The organism is Devosia salina (assembly GCF_019504385.1).
In the GTDB taxonomy this organism is placed as follows: Bacteria; Pseudomonadota; Alphaproteobacteria; order Rhizobiales; family Devosiaceae; genus Devosia; species Devosia salina.
Genome location: NZ_CP080590.1, coordinates 3,087,448 through 3,105,460, shown reverse-complemented (window position 1 = coordinate 3,105,460; position 18,013 = coordinate 3,087,448). Strand labels below are relative to the sequence as shown.

The window sequence follows — 18,013 nt, the reverse complement described above, 5'->3', positions numbered from 1 at the left end:
GCAAGACCGTCACTCCGCCTTGGCGGGACCAGCGGGAAATATCCCTGACATGACCGAGAAGCCGTCAACGCGGCGAACCCGGTCGGTCCAGCGCCGCAGCGCGGGATAGTCCTGGCGTGAAATGCCGCCTTCTTCGGACAGCATCACGTAAGGAAAACAGGCGATATCGGCCGTGGTCGGGTGGGCGGGCGAACAGAGCCAGTCGCGGCCTTCGCGTTCGCCGAACCAGAGATGCTCATCGAGCAGCCGGAAGATGCGATGCGCGCCTTTCTGGCATTTTTCGATGTCGAAATCGTAGTCATAGCCCAGGGCCAGCCGGGCGGCCGAACTGGTCGCCGTGATGTCGTCGGCCACCGCGTGCCAGCGCAGGATTTGAGCGGTGATGGCGGGGTCATCGGGAAACCACTGGCCGGAGGCGTCATATTTTTTCGCCAGGTAGGCGAGGATGGCGCCGCTATCGGAAAGCACCAGGTCATCGTCCTTGAGCACCGGCAATTGCCCGAAAGGATTGAGCCGCAGGAACCAGTCGGCCTTGTGCTCGCGGCCGGGGAAGAAATCCACCGGCACGATGTCATAGGGGACGTTGAGGATGCCCATCAGGAGACGCAGCTTGTAGCAGTTCCCGGAGAGCTCGAAGTCGTAAAGGGTTATGGTCATGGGTCAGATATCCAGCACCAGGCGCGCCGACTTCGCGCGGCTCACGCAGGTCATCATGCAGGTGTTGGAGGCCTTCTCGCTTCTGTTGAGATAGACGTCCTGGTGGTCCACCTCGCCTTCGATCACGCCGGTGAGGCAGGTGCCGCAAGCGCCCTGTTCGCACGAAGAAGGCACGGTGAGCCCGGCATCGCGCATCACCTCGAGGATCGTCTTGCCCGCCGGGACATGCAGCGTCATGGCTGATCGTGCCAGCTCGATGTCGAAGGCGCTCGAGCTGTCGATGACCTTGTCATTCTGGAAATATTCGAAATGGATGGCTTCGTCGGGCCAGCCCAGGCCGGCTGCAGTCTCCTGCACCATTTCCAGCATGGCGCCGGGGCCGCAGATATAGACATGATTGGCGAAGGCGTGCGGACCGAGCACATCGGCGACCTTGACCTTGATGGCGTCGCGGCCCAGGCCGCTATGGGTCTCGACCTGTCCATGCAACACTTCCAGTTCGCTCCGGAAAGCGACGCTTTCGCCGGTGCGGGTGAAGTAGTGCAATTCGTAGGGCAGGCTCGACTTGTCGAGGAAGCGGGCCATGGAGAGCAGGGGCGTGATGCCGATGCCGCCGGCGATCAGGACCGTGCGGGTGGCGTCGCGGCGCAGCGGGAAGTTGTTGCGCGGTTCGGAAATGGCCAGCACGTCGCCCTCGCGCACGCTGTCCACCAGCACTTTCGAGCCGCCCTTTGAGGCGCTCTCCTGCTTGACGCCGATCACATAGCTCGAAAGGTCGCCCGGCCCGTTGGTGATCGAATATTGCCGCACGAGGCCATTGGGCAGGTGCAGGTCGATATGGGCGCCGGGCTGGAAGGTGGGCAGATGCCTGCCGTCGCGATCAGCCAGTTCGAAGCCGATGACGCCGTCGGCGGTCCGCCATTTGCGCTTGACCACGACATTGAGCGTATTGCCGCGCGGCACGGCAATGTCGGGCATGGTCGCCAGGTCGACCGATACTTTCTCGAAGAGCGGCTGCAGTGGTTCAGGTGCCGGTTTGCGCGCCGCGGCGCGTTCGAGGCGGTCGCGCAGACGGGTCAGCACCTCGTTATAGTGGTGCAGGGCCAAGATCGCGTCGGCGGGGCGCTCCGCCAGCAGGCCACGAATGACGGCGCGGCCCGCATCGACGGGCTGCACGAAATAGGTGACGCCATCGAGCCGCACGGCCATGCCCGGCAACAGGTCGGCCGGCTGGTCGTCAGGCGCCAGCCGCGCCAGGGCGGCCACGACATCTTCCGGCATCGCATTGACCGGCATCGGCCTCAGGGCAAACCAGTCGTGCTCTTCAGCGCCGGGAAAGGGTGCGAAGGCCTTGTCGTCATTGGCCGCCGACCAGATCAGGCCGTAAGCCTCGCGAACCGGATATTTGCGGTTCTCGATGCGGCGCGCCGGCGCGTCGGCCGGATGGGCGGGGATATAGGTGCAGCCGGCGGATTGATTGGCGTAGCGCCAGCCATGGTACTGGCACTTGAGTTCCTGGCCCTCATTGATGCCGATGGAGAGCCGCACGCCACGGTGCAGGCACCGGTTTTCCCAGACATTGACATTGCCATCATCGGCCCGCCAGACGGCGAGCTCGCGGCCAAGCAACTGGCCCTGATAGACGTGGCGAAATGGCAGGTCCTCGCTCGAGGCGATGGGATACCAATTGGGGTCGGAAAGGGAGAGGGGCATGGTTCATCCGAATTCTTGTTAACCGCGTTTCCGAACCGCAAAACCGGCAGCCACTTTCGCTGGAAACGCTTCGAATGATCGCGCCACGATCAAGGCTTCGGTTGGGTCGCAGTCCTGGCGTACGGGACTGTGACTCCCTCTCCCTTGGGGGAGAGGGCCGGGGTGAGGGGGCCTTCTGGCACGCGCCGGAAATGAGGAAGGCCCCCTCACCCGTCGCTTCGCGCCGACCTCTCCCCCAAGGGAGAGGTGAAGAAGGTTCAACTCGCTTGAGGGATGACCCCGTAGGTGATGCCCTTCTGGCTCAGCCAGCGGCGATAGGCGATGGCGCTCTTGTCGGCGCGGATCGGGGTCTCGGCGCGCGGATCGAGCGGCAGTTTCTTGGGATACTGGTTTTCCAGGATCGGCTTGTCCTGCCCGAAGATCGTCTGCTGGAAGCGCCGGAGGTCGGTGATGGTCGAGGTCGAATCGATCATCGACTGCAACAGGTGGGCGCGGCAGCGCTCTTCGGTCATGGGCTGGAGGAAAATGCCGATGACGTCGCGGCGGCTCTCGTCTTCGGGGCAGGACTTGTAGAGCACCGAGCAGAAGGGGTGGGGGACGCGATAGACATATTCCACTTCCATCGCCTGGGTCGCCGATTTGGCGGCGCGGGGCTGCATGAACCGGCATTTGGTGGCCAGCACCTCGTCGCGCTCCTCGGACACTTCCACGTCATATTCCTTGACCTCGGTATGCGGCTCGGCGCCGAGGATATCGGTGTGGACATAGGGGAAGTGGCCCATGTCGAGGAAGTTCTCGACGGCGCGGGGGGCAGACACATGGATGCCGATGGAGCCGCAGCTCATGTTCTTGCGGTCCGGCTCGGCAAATTCGGGAATGGGGAAGAGGTCACCAGAAGGGGTGCCAAGGCAGGTCCATGTATAACCATAGGCCGTCCGCACCGGCAGGCGCTCGAGAATGGTGTCGGCGTCGATCTCGTCGCCATCCTCTTCTGTGGTGCGCAGCCACACCACCGGCTCGCCATCATTGCCACGCGTCAGCGCCAGGCGCGTATCGAGCAGCAGCGTGGTTTCGACGGTGCCGATGGGCAATTCGTCGGTGGCGGCAACGACATGCCAGAGATTGCGGGTAATGGGATCGGGTGCATTGGGCATGGGCAGTCTCAACGGTTCGCCCAAGCATAAACCGGCATGCGGGGAGTGCCAGCATAAAGTTGCGGATGGCGAGCTGCACCGGGGACATGACGGTGGACACTGCCCTCTTGCAGACTTCATGGTGGCATGCCGGCTGGCCCGGATGACGACCATGAGAGAGATGAGCCGTGGAAAGTGAAGCCCCCCGATTTGATGAAACGCTGTTGGCCGAGCGCGTCGAGGCGCGGCTGGCCGAAGCGGGGGCGAGCGCCGAGTCGCGGTCGGCCGCGGTGCGCGCCATGCTGCATGCCTCCCGGCTCGGCATCGACAGTCACGGCGTGCGGCTGACCGAACACTACTGTCGCATGCTCGGAGGCGGGCGGCTCAACAAGGCACCGCAGCTTGGTGTGGACAAGCGTGGCGCCGGCAGCGCCATGGTCGATGGCGACGACGGTCTGGGCCACTACGCTGCCTATCGGGCGGTGGACGTTGGGATGGAGCTGGCGCGGGAGGCCGGTGTCGGGGCGGTCGGTGTCCGGCGCTCTTCCCACTATGGCGCCGCGGGTGCCTATGCGCTGGCGGGTGCCGAGCAGGGATTTGTCACCTTCGCCACCACCAATACCGATTCCATGGTGGCCCTCTTCGACGGGGCCGAGAAATTCCACGGCACCAATCCGCTGGCCTTTGCGGCGCCGGTGCCCGATAGCCAGCCCTGGCTCCTCGACATGGCGACCAGCTCGATCCCCCTCAATCGCGTCCTGCTGCACCGTTCGCTCGACAAGGAACTCCCGCAGGGCGTGGCGGCGACCCCCGAGGGCGAGCCCACCCGGGATCCCTTCGCCGCCGACATGCTATTGCCGCTCGGCGGCGTCGACTATGGCTACAAGGGCGCTGGCCTAGCCGGGGTGGCAACGCTGTTCTCGGCGCTTCTGACCGGGACGACGCTCGATCCCGAGTTCATCCCCATGTATGGCGGCGAGGACATCTCCAGCCCGCGCAATATGGGTCACTTCGTGCTGGTGATCGACCCTGACAAGTTTGCCGGCCGCGCGGTGTTTGCGGCCGCCATCACCGGCTATCTCGCCAGCCTGCGCGCATCGGCGGTGCGCGCCGGCGGCAAGGTCATGGCGCCCGGTGACCGCGAGTGGGACGTGCTCGAGCGGCGGCGGGCCGAGGGCATTCCGCTCGATCCCGACACCATCCGTTTCCTCGGGCTCTAGCTCATTGCTCGCGATATATGTCGAAGGCGCCAATGGCCTGGGTGGTGGCCATGAGCTGGATCTTGTTGACGTTCACATGCTCGGGCAGCGAGGTCGCCCAGAAGATGGACTCGGCGATATCCTCGGCATTCATCGCCTTGGTGCCGGCATAGACATTGCCGGCCTTCTGCTCATCGCCCTTGAAGCGGACCACTGAGAACTCGGTTTCGGTCAGCCCGGGCTCGATATCGGTGACCCGCACATTCTTGCCCTGCAGGTCGGACCGGATGGCCAGGGCAAAGTGCTTCACGAAGGCCTTTGACGCTGCATAGACCGAGCCACCGGGATAGGCATATTCGCCGGCCACCGAGCCCAATGTCACCACATGGCCGCCGCCGCGGGCGATAAGGCCGGGCAGCAGCAGCCGCACGGTATAGACCAGCCCCTTGATATTGGTGTCGATCATGGTTTCCCAGTCACCCAGATCGGCTTCGGCCGCCGGCTGCAGGCCCAGCGCCAGACCGGCATTGGCCAGGACGATGTTGATGGCGTCGAACGGCGCGGGAATGGCCGCCACCGCCGCTTCCATGGCGGCACGGTCGCGCACATCGAGCGGAATGATGTGGCAGCGGTCGTGGCCAAGTTCATCGCGCAGCGCCAATAGCCGGTCTTCGCGGCGACCTGTGGCGATCACCTTTCCCCCGGCGGCGACATAGCGACGGGCTGCGGCAGCCCCGAAGCCCGAGGTGGCGCCGGTGATGAAGACGACGAAGCGGCTGGGATCAAGCAGCTGGTACATAACAATTCCTGGAGGATGACTGGCCGGAGGGTTCGTGCAGGGTGTACCCTAAGGGCGCGCGGCGTCAACATTGCCAAAGTTTAATGCGCCTTGCCCAGAGCTAACGTGAAATGGCCGCAGCTGGGGCGTATGGGTTCATCACGGATTTTTCTTTTGAGGCATTGCACGGCCCATGAAGCGTTTGGCCAGGATATTGATCGTACTGCTGGTACTGGGTGGCGGCGCTGCGGCGGGCTGGTGGTACTTCCTCGCCCCGACCCAGGCCAAGACGGCGCCAGACACGGTGACGGTCGCGCGCGGCGATATCGAATCCACGGTGCTGGCGTCGGGCGTGTTGCAGGCCAGTTCGCTGGTGAGCGTCGGCGCGGAAGTGTCGGGCAGCATCAAGGCCGTTCATGTGACGCTGGGCCAGGCGGTTCAGAAGGGCGATTTGATCGCCGAGATCGACAGCCTCAACCAGGAGAACGCGGTCAAGTCCGCAGAGGCGGCCCTGGCGGGCATCCAGGCGCAGCGGCGCAACCAGGAGGCAACCCTGGCCAAGGCCGAGGCGGCGCTGGCCCGCCAGACCCAGCTCAGTGCCAATAGCCTGGTCTCGCAGACCGAGCTCGAAACGGCCGAGGCGGCAGTGGCCCAGTCCAAGGCGCAGATCGACCAGCTCGACGCGCAGATCGCCCAGGCCGAGCTGACCGTGGAATCGGCCGAACTGGACTTGGCCCGCACCCAGATCGTTGCGCCCGCCGATGGCACGGTGGTGGCGCTGCTGGTGGAAGAGGGGCAGACCCTCAATGCCAATTCGTCCACGCCGACCATTGCCAAGATCGCCAATCTGGACACCATGGTCATCAAGGCGGAAATCTCCGAGGCCGATGTGGTCAAGGTCAAGGCCGGGCAGAAGGTCTATTTCACCATTCTGGGCGAACCCGATACCCGCATCGAGGCGACCCTGCGCGAGATCGAGCCGGCACCGACCTCCATTGCCGATGACACGAGCGCCGCGGGCAGTGCGGTCTATTACAATGGCCTCTTCGAAGTGCCCAATCCCGACCATCGCCTGCGCATCTCGATGACCGCCTCGGTGACCATCGTCCTGGCCGAGGCGCGCAATGTGCTGACCCTGCCGTCGAGCCTGGTCACCCGTCGTGGGCCGGACGGCGGAGCCATGGTCATGGTCTATGACCCACAGACCGAGGAGACCCGCCCGGCCGAGGTCAAGGTTGGCCTCAACAACAATATCTCCGCCGAGATTGTCTCCGGCCTCGCCGAGGGCGACCAGGTCGTCAATGCCACGGGCGCGCGCCTGACCACGACATCGGGCCGCGGGGGAGCCGGCGGGTTCGGCGGCCCGATGATGATGCGGCGCGGGGGCTAGGCCCGGCCGATGAACCGCCATCTCAGCCAGAATGACCGCCTTGGCGCTCAGCCGATCGGAGCGGAGGCCCCCATTATCTCGATTACGGGCCTGTGGCGCCGCTTCCAGGCGGGCGGCGAGGCCGTGGCGGTGCTCCGGGGCGTTGATCTCGATATCCATCGCGGCGAGATGGTGGCGATCATCGGCCAGTCCGGCTCCGGCAAGTCCACCCTCATGAATATCCTGGGGTGCCTCGACCGCGCCAGCGAGGGCACCTATCGCTTTGCGGGCAAGGATGTCGGCAAGCTCGATGCCGATGCGCTGGCCGCGCTCCGGCGCGAGCATTTCGGCTTCATCTTCCAGCGCTACCAATTGCTGCCCGACCTTGATGCCGTCGAAAACGTGGAAGTGCCCGCCGTCTATGCCGGTGCCGACGCCACCAGGCGCCGGGAGCGGGCGATCGCCCTCCTCACCCGGCTGGGCCTGGGCGACCGGCTCGACCATCGGCCCAATGCCCTTTCGGGCGGCCAGCAGCAGCGCGTCAGCGTGGCGCGGGCACTGATGAATGGCGGCGAGGTGATCCTTGCCGACGAGCCGACGGGCGCGCTCGATTCGCATTCGGGCAAGGAATTGATGGCGCTGCTCAAGGAACTGCACGCCGACGGGCACACCATCATCATCGTTACCCACGATCCGCAGATCGCGGCCCAGGCCGAGCGGGTGATCGAGATCGCCGATGGCGAGATCATTGCCGACAGGCACAATGTCGAGCCGCGCCGGGTCGAAACGACCCAGACCGAGATCAGGGCTGCCGCGAGCTGGCGGCGGGGCCTCGATCGCACCGGTGAAGCACTGCGCATGGCGCTCCGGGCCATGGGTGCGCACAAGCTCAGGACCTTCCTGACCATGCTCGGCATCATCATCGGCATCGCCTCGGTGGTGGCCGTGGTGGCGCTGGGGCAGGGCAGTCAGCAGGCGGTGCTGGAGAACATCTCCTCGATCGGCACCAATACGATCAATGTCTATCCGGGGTCCGGCTTTGGCGACATGCGCTCGGGACGGGTGCGAACCCTCAGGGCGACCGATGCGGAGGCCCTGGCGAGCCAGCCCTATGCCGACAGCGTCACCCCGCAGGTCAGCGCCAATGCCACTGTGCTCTACCGCAATACCGCCACCAGTGCCTCGATTACCGGGGTCGGCGCCGACTATTTCCAGGTCAATGGCCGCAGTTTCACTTCCGGCTCCGGCTTTGGCGCCGACAGCATCAGGGACATGGCGCAGGAAGCGGTGATCGACCAGACGGCAGTCGATGCCATCTTCACCAATGGCGAGGATCCGGTGGGCCAGGTGCTCATGCTCGGCCGGGTGCCGGTGCGGGTCATTGGCGTCGTGGCGGCCTCCACCGGCTTCGGGCCGGGTGGCAACAATGCCAATGTCTACGTGCCCTATACCTCGGCAATGAGCCGCATACTGGGCCAGAGCTGGCTCAACTCGATCGCTGTGCGCGTGGCCGATGACTACGACACGGACCAGGCCGAGGCGGAAATCACCGAGCTGATGACGCGGCTGCATGGCGGCACCGAGGATTTCTTCCTCCAGAACACCGACACCATTCGCGAGACCATTCAGTCGACGACGGCGACCCTGACCATTCTGATTTCAACCATTGCCGTTATCTCGCTGGTGGTGGGGGGCATCGGGGTCATGAACATCATGCTGGTGTCCGTGTCCGAACGGACCAAGGAAATCGGCATCCGCATGGCGGTGGGTGCGCGGCGCTCCGACATCATGCGGCAATTCCTGATCGAGGCGATCCTGGTCTGCTTTGCCGGCGGCGCCGCCGGCGTGGCCCTCAGCTTTGCGCTGGGGCAGGGGCTGACGGCGATCGTGTCCGGGGCGCGGCTCGCCTATTCCACCGAATCCATCGTCATCGCCATCCTGTCGGCCAGCCTGATCGGCGTGGTGTTCGGTTTCATGCCGGCCCGCTCGGCGGCGCGGATGGACCCGGTGGATGCCTTGGCGCGGGAATAGGGGCAAACTCTCTTATCCCTCTCCCCTTGTGGGAGAGGGTGGATCGGCCATAGGCCGAGACGGGTGAGGGGTTCGGAGCTATCCGCGTGTCAGGTACTTGTAGGTGGCCTCATACCCCTCATCCGCCCCTCCGGGGCACCTTCTCCCACAAAGGGAGAAGGAAGAGAGGCGTGACCCATCGGCCACGCCTCGCCGATCAAAATCCAATTCCTTCAACGCAAAGGGTGGCCTGTCTCGTCTGGCCGCCCTAAACTCGCCATGAAATCTTCGCCCTTTGGGCGGGGTGGCCGGAAGGATTAACGGAATCTTTCTGCCCATGCGGCAATATCGTGTTCAGCCCGGTTTGGTTGAATGCGTAAAAGGGCGGGATAGACCACTGCAAAGCGCGCGTTTGGTAACGAGTATTGGCGCCTTGAGCATCGCTCTGGCCGTATCGGCCGGGCTGGTGATGCCTGCTGCCGGCTTTGAACTGTTCGGCATGAAATTTTTCGAAGACCAGTCGGAAGTCGATGCCGACGCGGTCATCGTCGATCCGCAACCCTATTTCGTGACCTTCACCTCAAGCGAGGGCGGAGCGGTCGAGGCGGCGCTGCGCAATGCTTCGGCCCTGCTCGCCGATGAGGCCGAGCCGGCCTCCGGTGCCGCCGGGCTGATTGCTAAGGCGCGCGGAGACTATCGGCGCCTCCTGGCGGCGCTCTATGGCGAAGGGCGCTATGGCGGTGCGGTCAGCATCCGCATCGGCGGGGTGGAAGCGGCCAATTTGCCGCCGGACAGCGATCTGCCCGACCCGGTCGATGTCACCATAGCGGTCACGGCGGGTCCCGAATTCACCTTTGCCAATGTCTCGATCGTCAATCAGGCCCCTCCGACGGCCGATCCTGCCGACCAGGTCGACCTGCCGGTCCTGCGGGGCTTTGGCGTCGGCGAGGTTGCGCGTTCCGCGGTCATCCTGCGCGCCGAGCAATTGGCGCTGGAGGCCTGGCGGCAGCAGGGCTATGCCAAGGCCGAGATCGTCTCGCGCGATGTCGTTGCCGACCACGCGACCAATACGGTTGACGCCACCATCACCGTCAATCCGGGGCGCCTGGCCGCCTTCGGCCCGGTGCGGGTCACCGGCACCACCCGCATGAACCCCGAATTCGTCGCCCAGCAGACCGGTCTCGCCGTTGGCGAGGAATACGACCCGGACGAGCTGGAGAGGGCCCAGAAGCGTCTCGACCGCCTGGAAGTGTTCCGTTCGGCCCGCCTGCAGGCGGCCGAGGATATCGGCAGCGATGGGCTCCTGCCCTATGACCTGATCGTGGAAGAACTGCCCGGGCGGCGCTTCGGCGTGGGCGCGACCTATTCGACCATCGATGGGCTGGGGCTGGAGGGCTATCACCTCTGGCGCAATCTGTTCGGCCAGGCCGAGCGGCTGCGGCTCGATGCCCGTATTGCCAGCATCGGCTGGCCGGTGGACACGGCCCAGTTCGACTATTTCGTGGGCGGCACCTTCACCAAGCCGGGCTTTTACCATCCCGATGTGGACCTGGTGGCGACCGTTTCAGCCGAGCGCACCATCTATCCCGAATATACCGAGACCTCGGCCGGGGGGCGCGTCGGGTTGAGCTGGTTCTACTCGGACCAGCTGACCTTCGAGGGCGGTGCCAGCTTCGAGGTCGCACGGTTCGACGACGATTTCGGCACCCGCGATTTCCAGACCGTCGGGCTCTATGCCGGCCTCGTCTATGATGGCCGCGACAGCAGTGTCGACCCGACCGAGGGCTGGTACGCGGCCGCCAATGTCGAACCCTATTTCGATCTTCTGGGCGGCACGCCCGGGGCGCGGCTGGTGGTCGAGGGGCGCACCTATTTCGGCTTTGGCGAGAACGATCCCTTCGTGCTGGCCGGTCGGCTCAAGGGTGGCGCCGTATTCGGTCCGGCCCTGGTCGACATTCCGCCCGACAAGCTGTTCTTTGCCGGCGGCGGCGGCTCGGTGCGCGGCTATGCCTTCAAGTCCATCGGTGTCGATGATGGCAGCGGCACGATCACAGGCGGGCGCTATCTGCTGGAAGCCTCGCTCGAGGCGCGCGCCAAGGTCACGAACGATATTGGCGTCGTTGGCTTCCTCGATGGCGGCTATGTGGCGGCGGACGTGTTCCCCGGGCTCGACGACCTGCGGCTGGGGGCGGGCGTGGGGCTGCGCTATTATACCGGGCTCGGGCCCCTCAGGCTCGATGTCGCGGTGCCGCTCAACAAGCGGGCCAGCGATCCGGACTACGCCATCTATGCCGGCATCGGGCAGGCGTTCTGATGGCGGGACTGTTCGTCAAAAATCGTCGCCGCCTGTTCATCGCCGCGCTGCTGCTGGCTCCGGCCGCGGTGCCCGTGGCGCTGGTGGCCCAGGACATGAGCAATGAGGAGCAGAAGGACTGGCTGACCAGCTTTGTCCAGGACCGGCTCTCGACCCCGGAACGCCAGATCCGGCTCTCCAATATCGACGGCGTGCTCGGCTCGGATGTCTCGATCCGCGAGATCACCATTTCCGACGCCGAAGGGGTCTGGCTGCGCGTCAACAATGCCAGCCTCAACTGGAACCAGGCGGCCTTGTTCGGCGGTCGGCTGGAAGTCAATTCGCTCCGTGCCGATTCCATCGACTATGTCCGCAATCCCATTCCCGTCGAGGGGGCCGTCGACCTGCCGCCGCCCGAGGCCGGCTCGCTGGAAATTCCGGAGTTTCCGGTCGCCATCCAGATCGGGGAGCTGGCCGTGCCCAGCGTCACCTTCGGGGAAGGCGTGTTCGGGCTGGGGTCAGAAATCTCGCTTGCGGGGTCGATGACGCTCGAAAGCGGCAATCTCGATGCCGCGCTCGACATCGAGCGGCTGGATGGCCCCGGCGGTTCGCTCAATCTCGACGCTGTCTATCGCCGCGACGGCAACACCATTGACCTCGGCCTGTCCCTGGTCGAGCCACCCAATGGCGTGCTGGCGAACCTGCTCAATATCCAGGACCGCCCGGCCATGACCCTGACGTTGGAGGGCGAGGGGCCGGTGTCGGACCTGACGACGCAGATGCGGCTTCTGGCCAATGACCAGGAAGCGCTCAGCGGAACGGCAACCATCGGGCAGCAGGCCGACGGATTTGCCGTTGCCGCCAGGCTGGGTGGACCGCTTTCGACCCTGGTGGCGGAGCCTTACCGCGACTTTTTCGGTGCCCAGACCCGGCTGACCGCCGACGCACTGGTCAAGAGCGCTGGCGGGATCGACATCTCCAACCTGACCCTGAGCGGCGGGCAATTGGGCCTGACGGCGCGGGCCCAGACGACGGCTGACAATTTCCTCAGCCTGCTCGATCTGTCGGCGACGGTGGCCGATGCCGATGGCGGCAGGGTAACCCTTCCGGTCCCCGGCGCTGCCACCACGGTTCAGGGTGCACAATTGCAGGTGGGCTTCGGCACTGATGCCAGCCAGGAATGGCAGGCCCGCGCCGACATCGAAGGGCTGGACACGGACGGCTTTGCCGCGCAGACATTCACCTTCGGGCTCAGCGGGGTCGCCCGCAATCTTGAGGACCCATCAAGCCGCATGGTGACCTTCAATGGCGAAGGGTCCCTTTCCGGCATCGACGCCGATCCGGGTGTCGAGGCGGCGCTGGGCGACCGCGTTGGGCTGGGGCTTGCCGGGCTGTGGAATGCCGGCGAGCCGATCCAGCTGGCCGAACTGCGCGTGGTTGGCGCGGCGCTGGTGGCAAGCCTGACCGGCCAGATCGATGGCACCGATTTCGACGGCGATATCCAGGTCCAGACCGGCAGCATCGCGCCGTTCTCGGGTCTGGCCGACCGGTCCCTGTCGGGCGCGCTGAACCTCACCGCCACGGGCCGGATCATGCCTCTGACCGGCGGCTTCGATCTGGTGTTCGACGGGACTGGCACGGATATGTCCATTGACGACCCCACAGCCGATGCGCTGCTTGCCGGCACGGTGCGGCTGTCCGGGCAACTGGCCCGTACCAGTGCGGGGATCACGGCTGACAATTTCCGGATTGCCAATCCCCAGGTGCAGTTCAATGCCGATGGCCGCTATGCCAGCGATGTCGCCGACTTCAACATCGCGCTCGACCTCAGCGATCTGGGTCTGGTTGCCGATGATGCCAGCGGAGCATTGAGCGTTCGTGGCTCGGCGCGGTCCACCGATGCGGAGGCGCCGCTGGTGTTGATGCTGGACGGGCAGGTGCCGAGCGGGACCCTGGGCCGCTACACCTTGCGCGACGCCAAGGTCGGGGTGGCCGCCACCCTCAGGGATGGGACCATCGACGGTGACGTCACCGGCGCGGCGATGCTGGACGGGCATCGCGCAACCCTTGCCACGCATTTCGAGACCAATGCGGAAACGCAGGTCCTGTCCGGGATCGGCTTCGAGATAGCCGGCACCAGCATCTCGGGCAATCTCACCCGCATGGTCGAGACGGGCCTGCTCGACGGGCGCCTGGATGTCTCGGCCAATGATGTGTCGCTGGCCGCCGCGCTGCTGCTGGCCGATGCCGCGGGTGCGGTCAATGCCGCCATCGAACTGTCTCCGCAGGAAGGGCAGCAGGGCGCCGGCATCACCGCCAATGTGGCGAGCCTGCGCTTCAATGACATCCTGGTTGGTCGCGCCGATATTTCGGCCGGCATTGCCGATCTGTTCGGCGTCCCGGTGGTCAACGGCACGGCCAATGCCAGCGCCATCGCGGCAGGCGGGGTTGAGATCGACACGCTCCAGGCCCGCGCCACGCAGAATGGCGATGCGACCAGTTTTGACGCGCAGGCGAGCCTGGCCACCGGCACGGATATCGATCTGGCGGGTGCCCTCAGCCCCATCGACGGTGGCTATCGCCTGGCGCTCGACCGCGCCAATCTCGAACAGGGCAACCTGTCGGCGCGCCTCGCCAGCCCCACGGCGCTGGTCGTGCGCGGGGAGAGCGTGGCGCTCGATGCAATGCGGTTCAATGTCGGTTCGGGCAGCATCACCGCAACCGGCACTGCCGGGACGGCGCTCGACATGGTTGTCGATATTTCCGAGCTTCCCCTCTCCATTGCCAACGCCGTGGCACCAGACCTTGGGCTGTCCGGCACGGTCAATGGTCGTGCGACCATATCCGGCCAGGCGTCGGACCCGCAGGTGCGCTTCGAGGCGCAGGCGAACGGGATCGGCGCGGCCGCCATCGCACCCTTTGGCATTGCGCCGCTGACGCTGTCGGCATCCGGCAGCTATGCCGATCAGGTGGTGACGCTGCAGCGCCTGACAGCCAATGGCAATGGCGGCCTCTCCGTCAGCGGCTCGGGCCAGGTCCCGCTTGCCGGCAATGGCCTCTCGCTGGCGCTCAAAGGCTCGGCGCCGCTGGCCCTCGCCAACCGCTTCGTGGCGGATCGCGGCGCGCAATTGTCCGGCACTGCCAGCTTTGACGCGCGCATTGGCGGCAGCCTCACAAATCCGCAGTTCAGCGGCGCGGTGACCACCAGCGGCGCAGGTTATGTCGATCCGACCCTCAATCTGCGCCTGACCGGCATTGCCGGCCGGGCCGCCCTCAATGGCGACACCGCCACCATCGAAAGCCTCTCGGCAAGCCTGGCCACGGGCGGCAGCGTCTCGGCTTCAGGCACGATTGGCCTCAGTGGTGACCTGCCGGCCAATCTTGTCATGCAGGTCAATTCGGCCCGCTATGCCGATGGTGACCTTTTCGTCGCGACCCTCTCGGGCGGCCTCAACCTCACCGGCAACCTGGCCGGCGCGCCGCTGCTCTCGGGCAATGTGTTTGTCGAACAGGCCAATATCACCGTGCCGGAAAGCCTGGGCGGTGGCGCGCAACTGATCGATGTCGAACACCAGCGCACCCCGGCCGATGTGCAGCGCACGCTGGATCGTGCCCGCATCGATGAGCGCACCGGTGTGTCCGCAGGCGCGGGCGGGCCGCAATTGCAGCTCGACGTCACCGTCAATGCGCCCAATCAGATCTTCATCCGCGGGCGGGGGCTCGATGCCGAGGTCGGCGGGTCGGTACGGCTGACCGGGCCGATCACGGCCATCCAGCCGGTCGGCGCCTTCACCCTTATTCGCGGACGTCTGTCGATCCTCGGGCAGCGTGTGGTCTTCGAGACCGGGACGGTCACGCTGGTGGGCGATCTCGACCCGCAACTGAATTTTGTCGCCCGCACCGAGGGCGACGGCATTACCGTGTTCGTGACCCTCAGCGGCCGCGCCTCGGCGCCCGATATCAGCTTCAGCTCCAACCCGACCCTGCCGCAGGATGAAGTCCTGAGCCGGTTGATCTTCAACCGTTCGATGGGCGAACTCTCGCCAATCCAGCTGGCGCAACTGGCGGCCGCAGCGGCCGAACTGGTGGGCGGTGGTGGTGGCGGCGGGCTGGTCGACAGCCTGCGCGGCGCCGCGGGCCTGGCTGATCTCGACGTGGTCACCGACGACCAGGGCAATGTCGGCGTCCAGGCCGGCACCTATCTCCAGGACAATGTCTATCTCGGCGTCACTGCCGGTGCGAACGGGCAGTCCAAGGTGACGATCAATCTCGACGTGACCGAGGACCTGACCATCAAGGGCGCTGCCGGCCAGGACGGCAATTCGAGCGTCGGCGTGTTCTACGAAAAGGATTATTGAGGGGGCCACCGTCGTCCGTGCGGGGCACCAGGCGACCAGATTGGCTAGTCGGTTGGGATCGCACTTGGGATCAGAGGACTTGCATCGCACGCATGCAGAACATCACTCAACAAATGACTGGCCTCATCCCTGCGCGACGAGAATAGTGAGATGACTATTAGTACATCAACCTGCTTTTGAACGGCAGCCTCGGCCAATTCTTTCCCTTTGGGTGAAATTCCGTAGAATTCTTCTACTTTGCTCGCTATGTTGTTAAATTTCGTACCGTATATAATTGCAGCGTATGGATTTCCCGCCGCCTTGGCCACTTCTTCCATTAGCCCGAACATGGCTCCGCAGCGCTGAAGCAATGCGATTTCCGCTGGCAAATCTTGGGAGAACACAGTGGTGGTCCCAATCAGAGCAGCGATAGTTCCTAGGACCAGTTTCAGAGTGCGTCGGAGGTGGGCGGGCAATTGATGATCCTCGGTGCTGTCCGCTCGGGCCAGTAAGTGTGCATTACTCCCGGCAGCCACTTGTACCTCGTTCCTGTCTGGCCCGCGTCATGTCATGGCCGGACATTCTCCCGCAAACGGGAGCATTGTCCCTTCCGGCGAGGTTGGGCCTACCGAACTGCTACTGCACCGCCCCGCCGGTCTTTTCCGCCTTGGCCTCGTCCCACCACCAGAGCGTGGGAAAGCCCGAGGAGAAGGCCGGCAGGTTTTCCGGGCGGCTGAAGCGGTCCCAGCGAGCCGAGCGGGTGGTGCGCAGCGTATAGCTGGGGATCACGAAGTGTTTGGCCAGCAAGACCCGGTCCAATGCCTTGGTCACCGCTTCCTGTGTTTCGCGGTCGTCGGCCGCGATCAGTTTTTCGATCAGTGCATCCACGGCCGGGTCGGCAATGCCGGCATAGTTCTGCGCGCCCTCCGCATTGGCCGTCGAAGAGCCGAAGAAGAAGCGTTGTTCGTTGCCGGGCGAATAGGACTGGGCCCAGCCCGAATAGATCATGTCATAGTCGAAGCTGCGGGCGCGGTTGATGAATTGCGGGCTGTCCACGGTGCGGATGGTGGCATTGATGCCGATTTGCGCGAGGTTTGTCGTGAGGTTCTGCGCTACCGGCTCGATGGTCGGGCCATTGAGCAGGATTTCGAAGGTGAAGGGCTGGCCGTCCGGGCCGATCATCTGGGTGCCTTCGAGGTGGTAGCCGGCCTGGGTGAACAGGTCGAGCGCGGTGCGCAGATTGGCCCGCAGCTTGCCCGGATCGCCGCTGACCGGGTTGGTATAGGGCGTATCGAAGACCTCGGGCGGCACCAGGTCGCGCACGCTTTCAAGCACTTCGAGTTCTTCCCCCGCAGGCAGGCCCGAGGACTTGAAGGGCAGGCCGAAGAAGAAGCTGTCGATGCGCTCGTACTGGCCATAGAACAGGGTGTTGCTCAGTTCCTCGAAGTCGAAGGCATAGTTGAGCGCCTGGCGCACCAGCGGGTCGGCGAACTTGTCGCGCCGCAGGTTCATGATGAAGCCGACCATCACGCCGCTATCGGCATAGTCCTGCGGGAACAGCTCCTTGATCACCCGTCCGTCGGTGACGGCGGGGAAGTCGTAGGCGGTGGCCCAGCGGCGGGCCTGGTTCTCGCTCCACCAGTCGAACTGGTCGCCCTTGAAGGCCTCGAACATCACGGTGAGGTCGAGGAAATATTCGATGCGATACTCATCGAAATTGTTCTGGCCGACCTGGGTGGGGTGATCGAGGCCCCAATAGTCGGGCACGCGCTCATAGGTGATGGAGCGGCCCGCCTCGAAGTTGGCGAGGCGATAGGGGCCCGAGCCGAGCGGCGGCTCCAGCGTCGACGCGGCGATGTCGCGGGGCTTGCCCTCGGCATCCGTGCCCTCCCACCAGTGCTGCGGCAGCACCAGCAATTGTCCCAGGATCAGCGGCAGTTCGCGATTGTCGCTTTGGTCGAAGGTGAAGGTGACTTCGCCGGGCGCCGTCACTTCGGCCGAGGTGATGTTGGCATAGTATTGGGCCCGGTCCGGATTGACCTCGATTAGCTTTTCGAAGGTCCAGACCACGTCCTCGGCCGTCACCGGCTCGCCATCGTGCCAGCGGGCATCCGGGTCCATGCGGAAGGTGACGGCGCTGTAGTCCGGGGCAATCTTCAGCGCCTCGGCCAGGTGACCGTAATAGGTGCCGATCTCGTCGGCCGACGGGGTCAGCAGCGTCTCGTAGAGCAGGCCGATGCCGCCCGCCGTCTCGCCCTTGGGCAGGATGGGGTTGAACGTATCGAAGCCGCCCAGGTCGCCCAGGCGCACCGTGCCACCCTTGGGCGCATCGACATTGACATAGTCGAAATGGGTGTAGTCGGGGCCATATTTTGGCTCGCCTTCGAGCTGGAAGGAATTGCTCCAGGTGTCGGTCGGCGTCTGCGCCATGGCCGGCGGCGCCAGGCTGATGGCCGTGAGGCCCGCCAGCAGCAGCGCGGAAAGCTTGAAGGGAAGCGTCATTGTGCGGCTCCACGAAGGTGTT

The 18,013-nt window shown here is 65.0% G+C and carries 11 protein-coding genes; 5 read left to right on the top strand and 6 right to left on the bottom strand.

The window, feature by feature from the left end:
* Nucleotides 1-9: 9 nt before the first annotated feature.
* The 3 genes from K1X15_RS15230 to K1X15_RS15220 form a co-directional block, all read right to left on the bottom strand.
* Entirely contained in the window at nucleotides 10-657 is a 648-nt protein-coding gene (locus K1X15_RS15230; RefSeq protein ID WP_220304460.1) for a glutathione S-transferase family protein, read from the bottom strand.
* Nucleotides 658-660: 3 nt separating this feature from the next.
* Nucleotides 661-2,370, bottom strand: a complete 1,710-nt coding sequence (locus K1X15_RS15225; protein WP_220304459.1) for a Rieske 2Fe-2S domain-containing protein — start codon at nucleotides 2,368-2,370, stop codon at nucleotides 661-663.
* Nucleotides 2,371-2,627: 257 nt separating this feature from the next.
* Nucleotides 2,628-3,524 (bottom strand): aromatic ring-hydroxylating oxygenase subunit alpha, encoded by an 897-nt coding sequence (locus K1X15_RS15220; RefSeq protein ID WP_220304458.1) that lies wholly within the window; start codon nucleotides 3,522-3,524, stop codon nucleotides 2,628-2,630.
* 167 nt (nucleotides 3,525-3,691) lie between these two features.
* Here K1X15_RS15220 and K1X15_RS15215 point away from each other — a divergent pair, with 167 nt between their 5' ends.
* Complete coding sequence (locus tag K1X15_RS15215) at nucleotides 3,692-4,723, top strand: Ldh family oxidoreductase (protein WP_240549512.1); 1,032 nt, start codon at nucleotides 3,692-3,694, stop codon at nucleotides 4,721-4,723.
* A gap of 1 nt (nucleotide 4,724) precedes the next feature.
* On the opposite strand, the gene K1X15_RS15210 is transcribed toward K1X15_RS15215, so the two are convergent.
* Complete coding sequence (locus K1X15_RS15210) at nucleotides 4,725-5,501, bottom strand: SDR family NAD(P)-dependent oxidoreductase (RefSeq protein WP_220304457.1); 777 nt, start codon at nucleotides 5,499-5,501, stop codon at nucleotides 4,725-4,727.
* A gap of 172 nt (nucleotides 5,502-5,673) precedes the next feature.
* On the opposite strand from K1X15_RS15210, the gene K1X15_RS15205 reads away from it, so the two are divergent.
* The 4 genes from K1X15_RS15205 (at nucleotide 5,674) to K1X15_RS15190 (ending at nucleotide 15,510) form a co-directional block, all read left to right on the top strand.
* Complete coding sequence (locus K1X15_RS15205; protein ID WP_220304456.1) at nucleotides 5,674-6,870, top strand: efflux RND transporter periplasmic adaptor subunit; 1,197 nt, start codon at nucleotides 5,674-5,676, stop codon at nucleotides 6,868-6,870.
* A 9-nt stretch (nucleotides 6,871-6,879) separates the two neighbouring features.
* On the top strand, nucleotides 6,880-8,880 hold the full coding sequence (locus K1X15_RS15200) for a MacB family efflux pump subunit (RefSeq protein ID WP_220304455.1): 2,001 nt from the start codon (nucleotides 6,880-6,882) through the stop codon (nucleotides 8,878-8,880).
* A gap of 412 nt (nucleotides 8,881-9,292) precedes the next feature.
* Nucleotides 9,293-11,173 (top strand): autotransporter assembly complex protein TamA, encoded by a 1,881-nt coding sequence (locus K1X15_RS15195; RefSeq protein ID WP_240549511.1) that lies wholly within the window; start codon nucleotides 9,293-9,295, stop codon nucleotides 11,171-11,173.
* Nucleotides 11,173-15,510 (top strand): translocation/assembly module TamB domain-containing protein, encoded by a 4,338-nt coding sequence (locus K1X15_RS15190; protein ID WP_220304453.1) that lies wholly within the window; start codon nucleotides 11,173-11,175, stop codon nucleotides 15,508-15,510. Before K1X15_RS15195 ends, K1X15_RS15190 begins: the two co-directional genes overlap by 1 nt.
* Nucleotides 15,511-15,554: 44 nt before the next feature.
* Here the strand turns inward: K1X15_RS15190 and K1X15_RS15185 are convergent, their stop codons facing one another.
* Both K1X15_RS15185 and K1X15_RS15180 read right to left on the bottom strand, forming a co-directional pair.
* Entirely contained in the window at nucleotides 15,555-15,893 is a 339-nt protein-coding gene (locus K1X15_RS15185; protein WP_220304452.1) for a hypothetical protein, read from the bottom strand.
* A gap of 232 nt (nucleotides 15,894-16,125) precedes the next feature.
* On the bottom strand, nucleotides 16,126-17,991 hold the full coding sequence (locus tag K1X15_RS15180; RefSeq protein ID WP_220304451.1) for an extracellular solute-binding protein: 1,866 nt from the start codon (nucleotides 17,989-17,991) through the stop codon (nucleotides 16,126-16,128).
* Nucleotides 17,992-18,013 lie beyond the last annotated feature (22 nt).

Excerpts from the sequence above, each read along its gene's own strand:
- K1X15_RS15190 (WP_220304453.1), top strand. The coding sequence starts at position 11,173 with ATGGCGGGACTGTTCGTCAAAAATCGTCGCCGCCTGTTCATCGCCGCG.
- K1X15_RS15225 (WP_220304459.1), bottom strand. The coding sequence starts at position 2,370 with ATGCCCCTCTCCCTTTCCGACCCCAATTGGTATCCCATCGCCTCGAGC.
- K1X15_RS15210 (WP_220304457.1), bottom strand. The coding sequence starts at position 5,501 with ATGTACCAGCTGCTTGATCCCAGCCGCTTCGTCGTCTTCATCACCGGC.
- K1X15_RS15205 (WP_220304456.1), top strand. The coding sequence starts at position 5,674 with ATGAAGCGTTTGGCCAGGATATTGATCGTACTGCTGGTACTGGGTGGC.
- K1X15_RS15230 (WP_220304460.1), bottom strand. The coding sequence starts at position 657 with ATGACCATAACCCTTTACGACTTCGAGCTCTCCGGGAACTGCTACAAG.
- K1X15_RS15180 (WP_220304451.1), bottom strand. The coding sequence starts at position 17,991 with ATGACGCTTCCCTTCAAGCTTTCCGCGCTGCTGCTGGCGGGCCTCACG.
- K1X15_RS15200 (WP_220304455.1), top strand. The coding sequence starts at position 6,880 with ATGAACCGCCATCTCAGCCAGAATGACCGCCTTGGCGCTCAGCCGATC.
- K1X15_RS15220 (WP_220304458.1), bottom strand. The coding sequence starts at position 3,524 with ATGCCCAATGCACCCGATCCCATTACCCGCAATCTCTGGCATGTCGTT.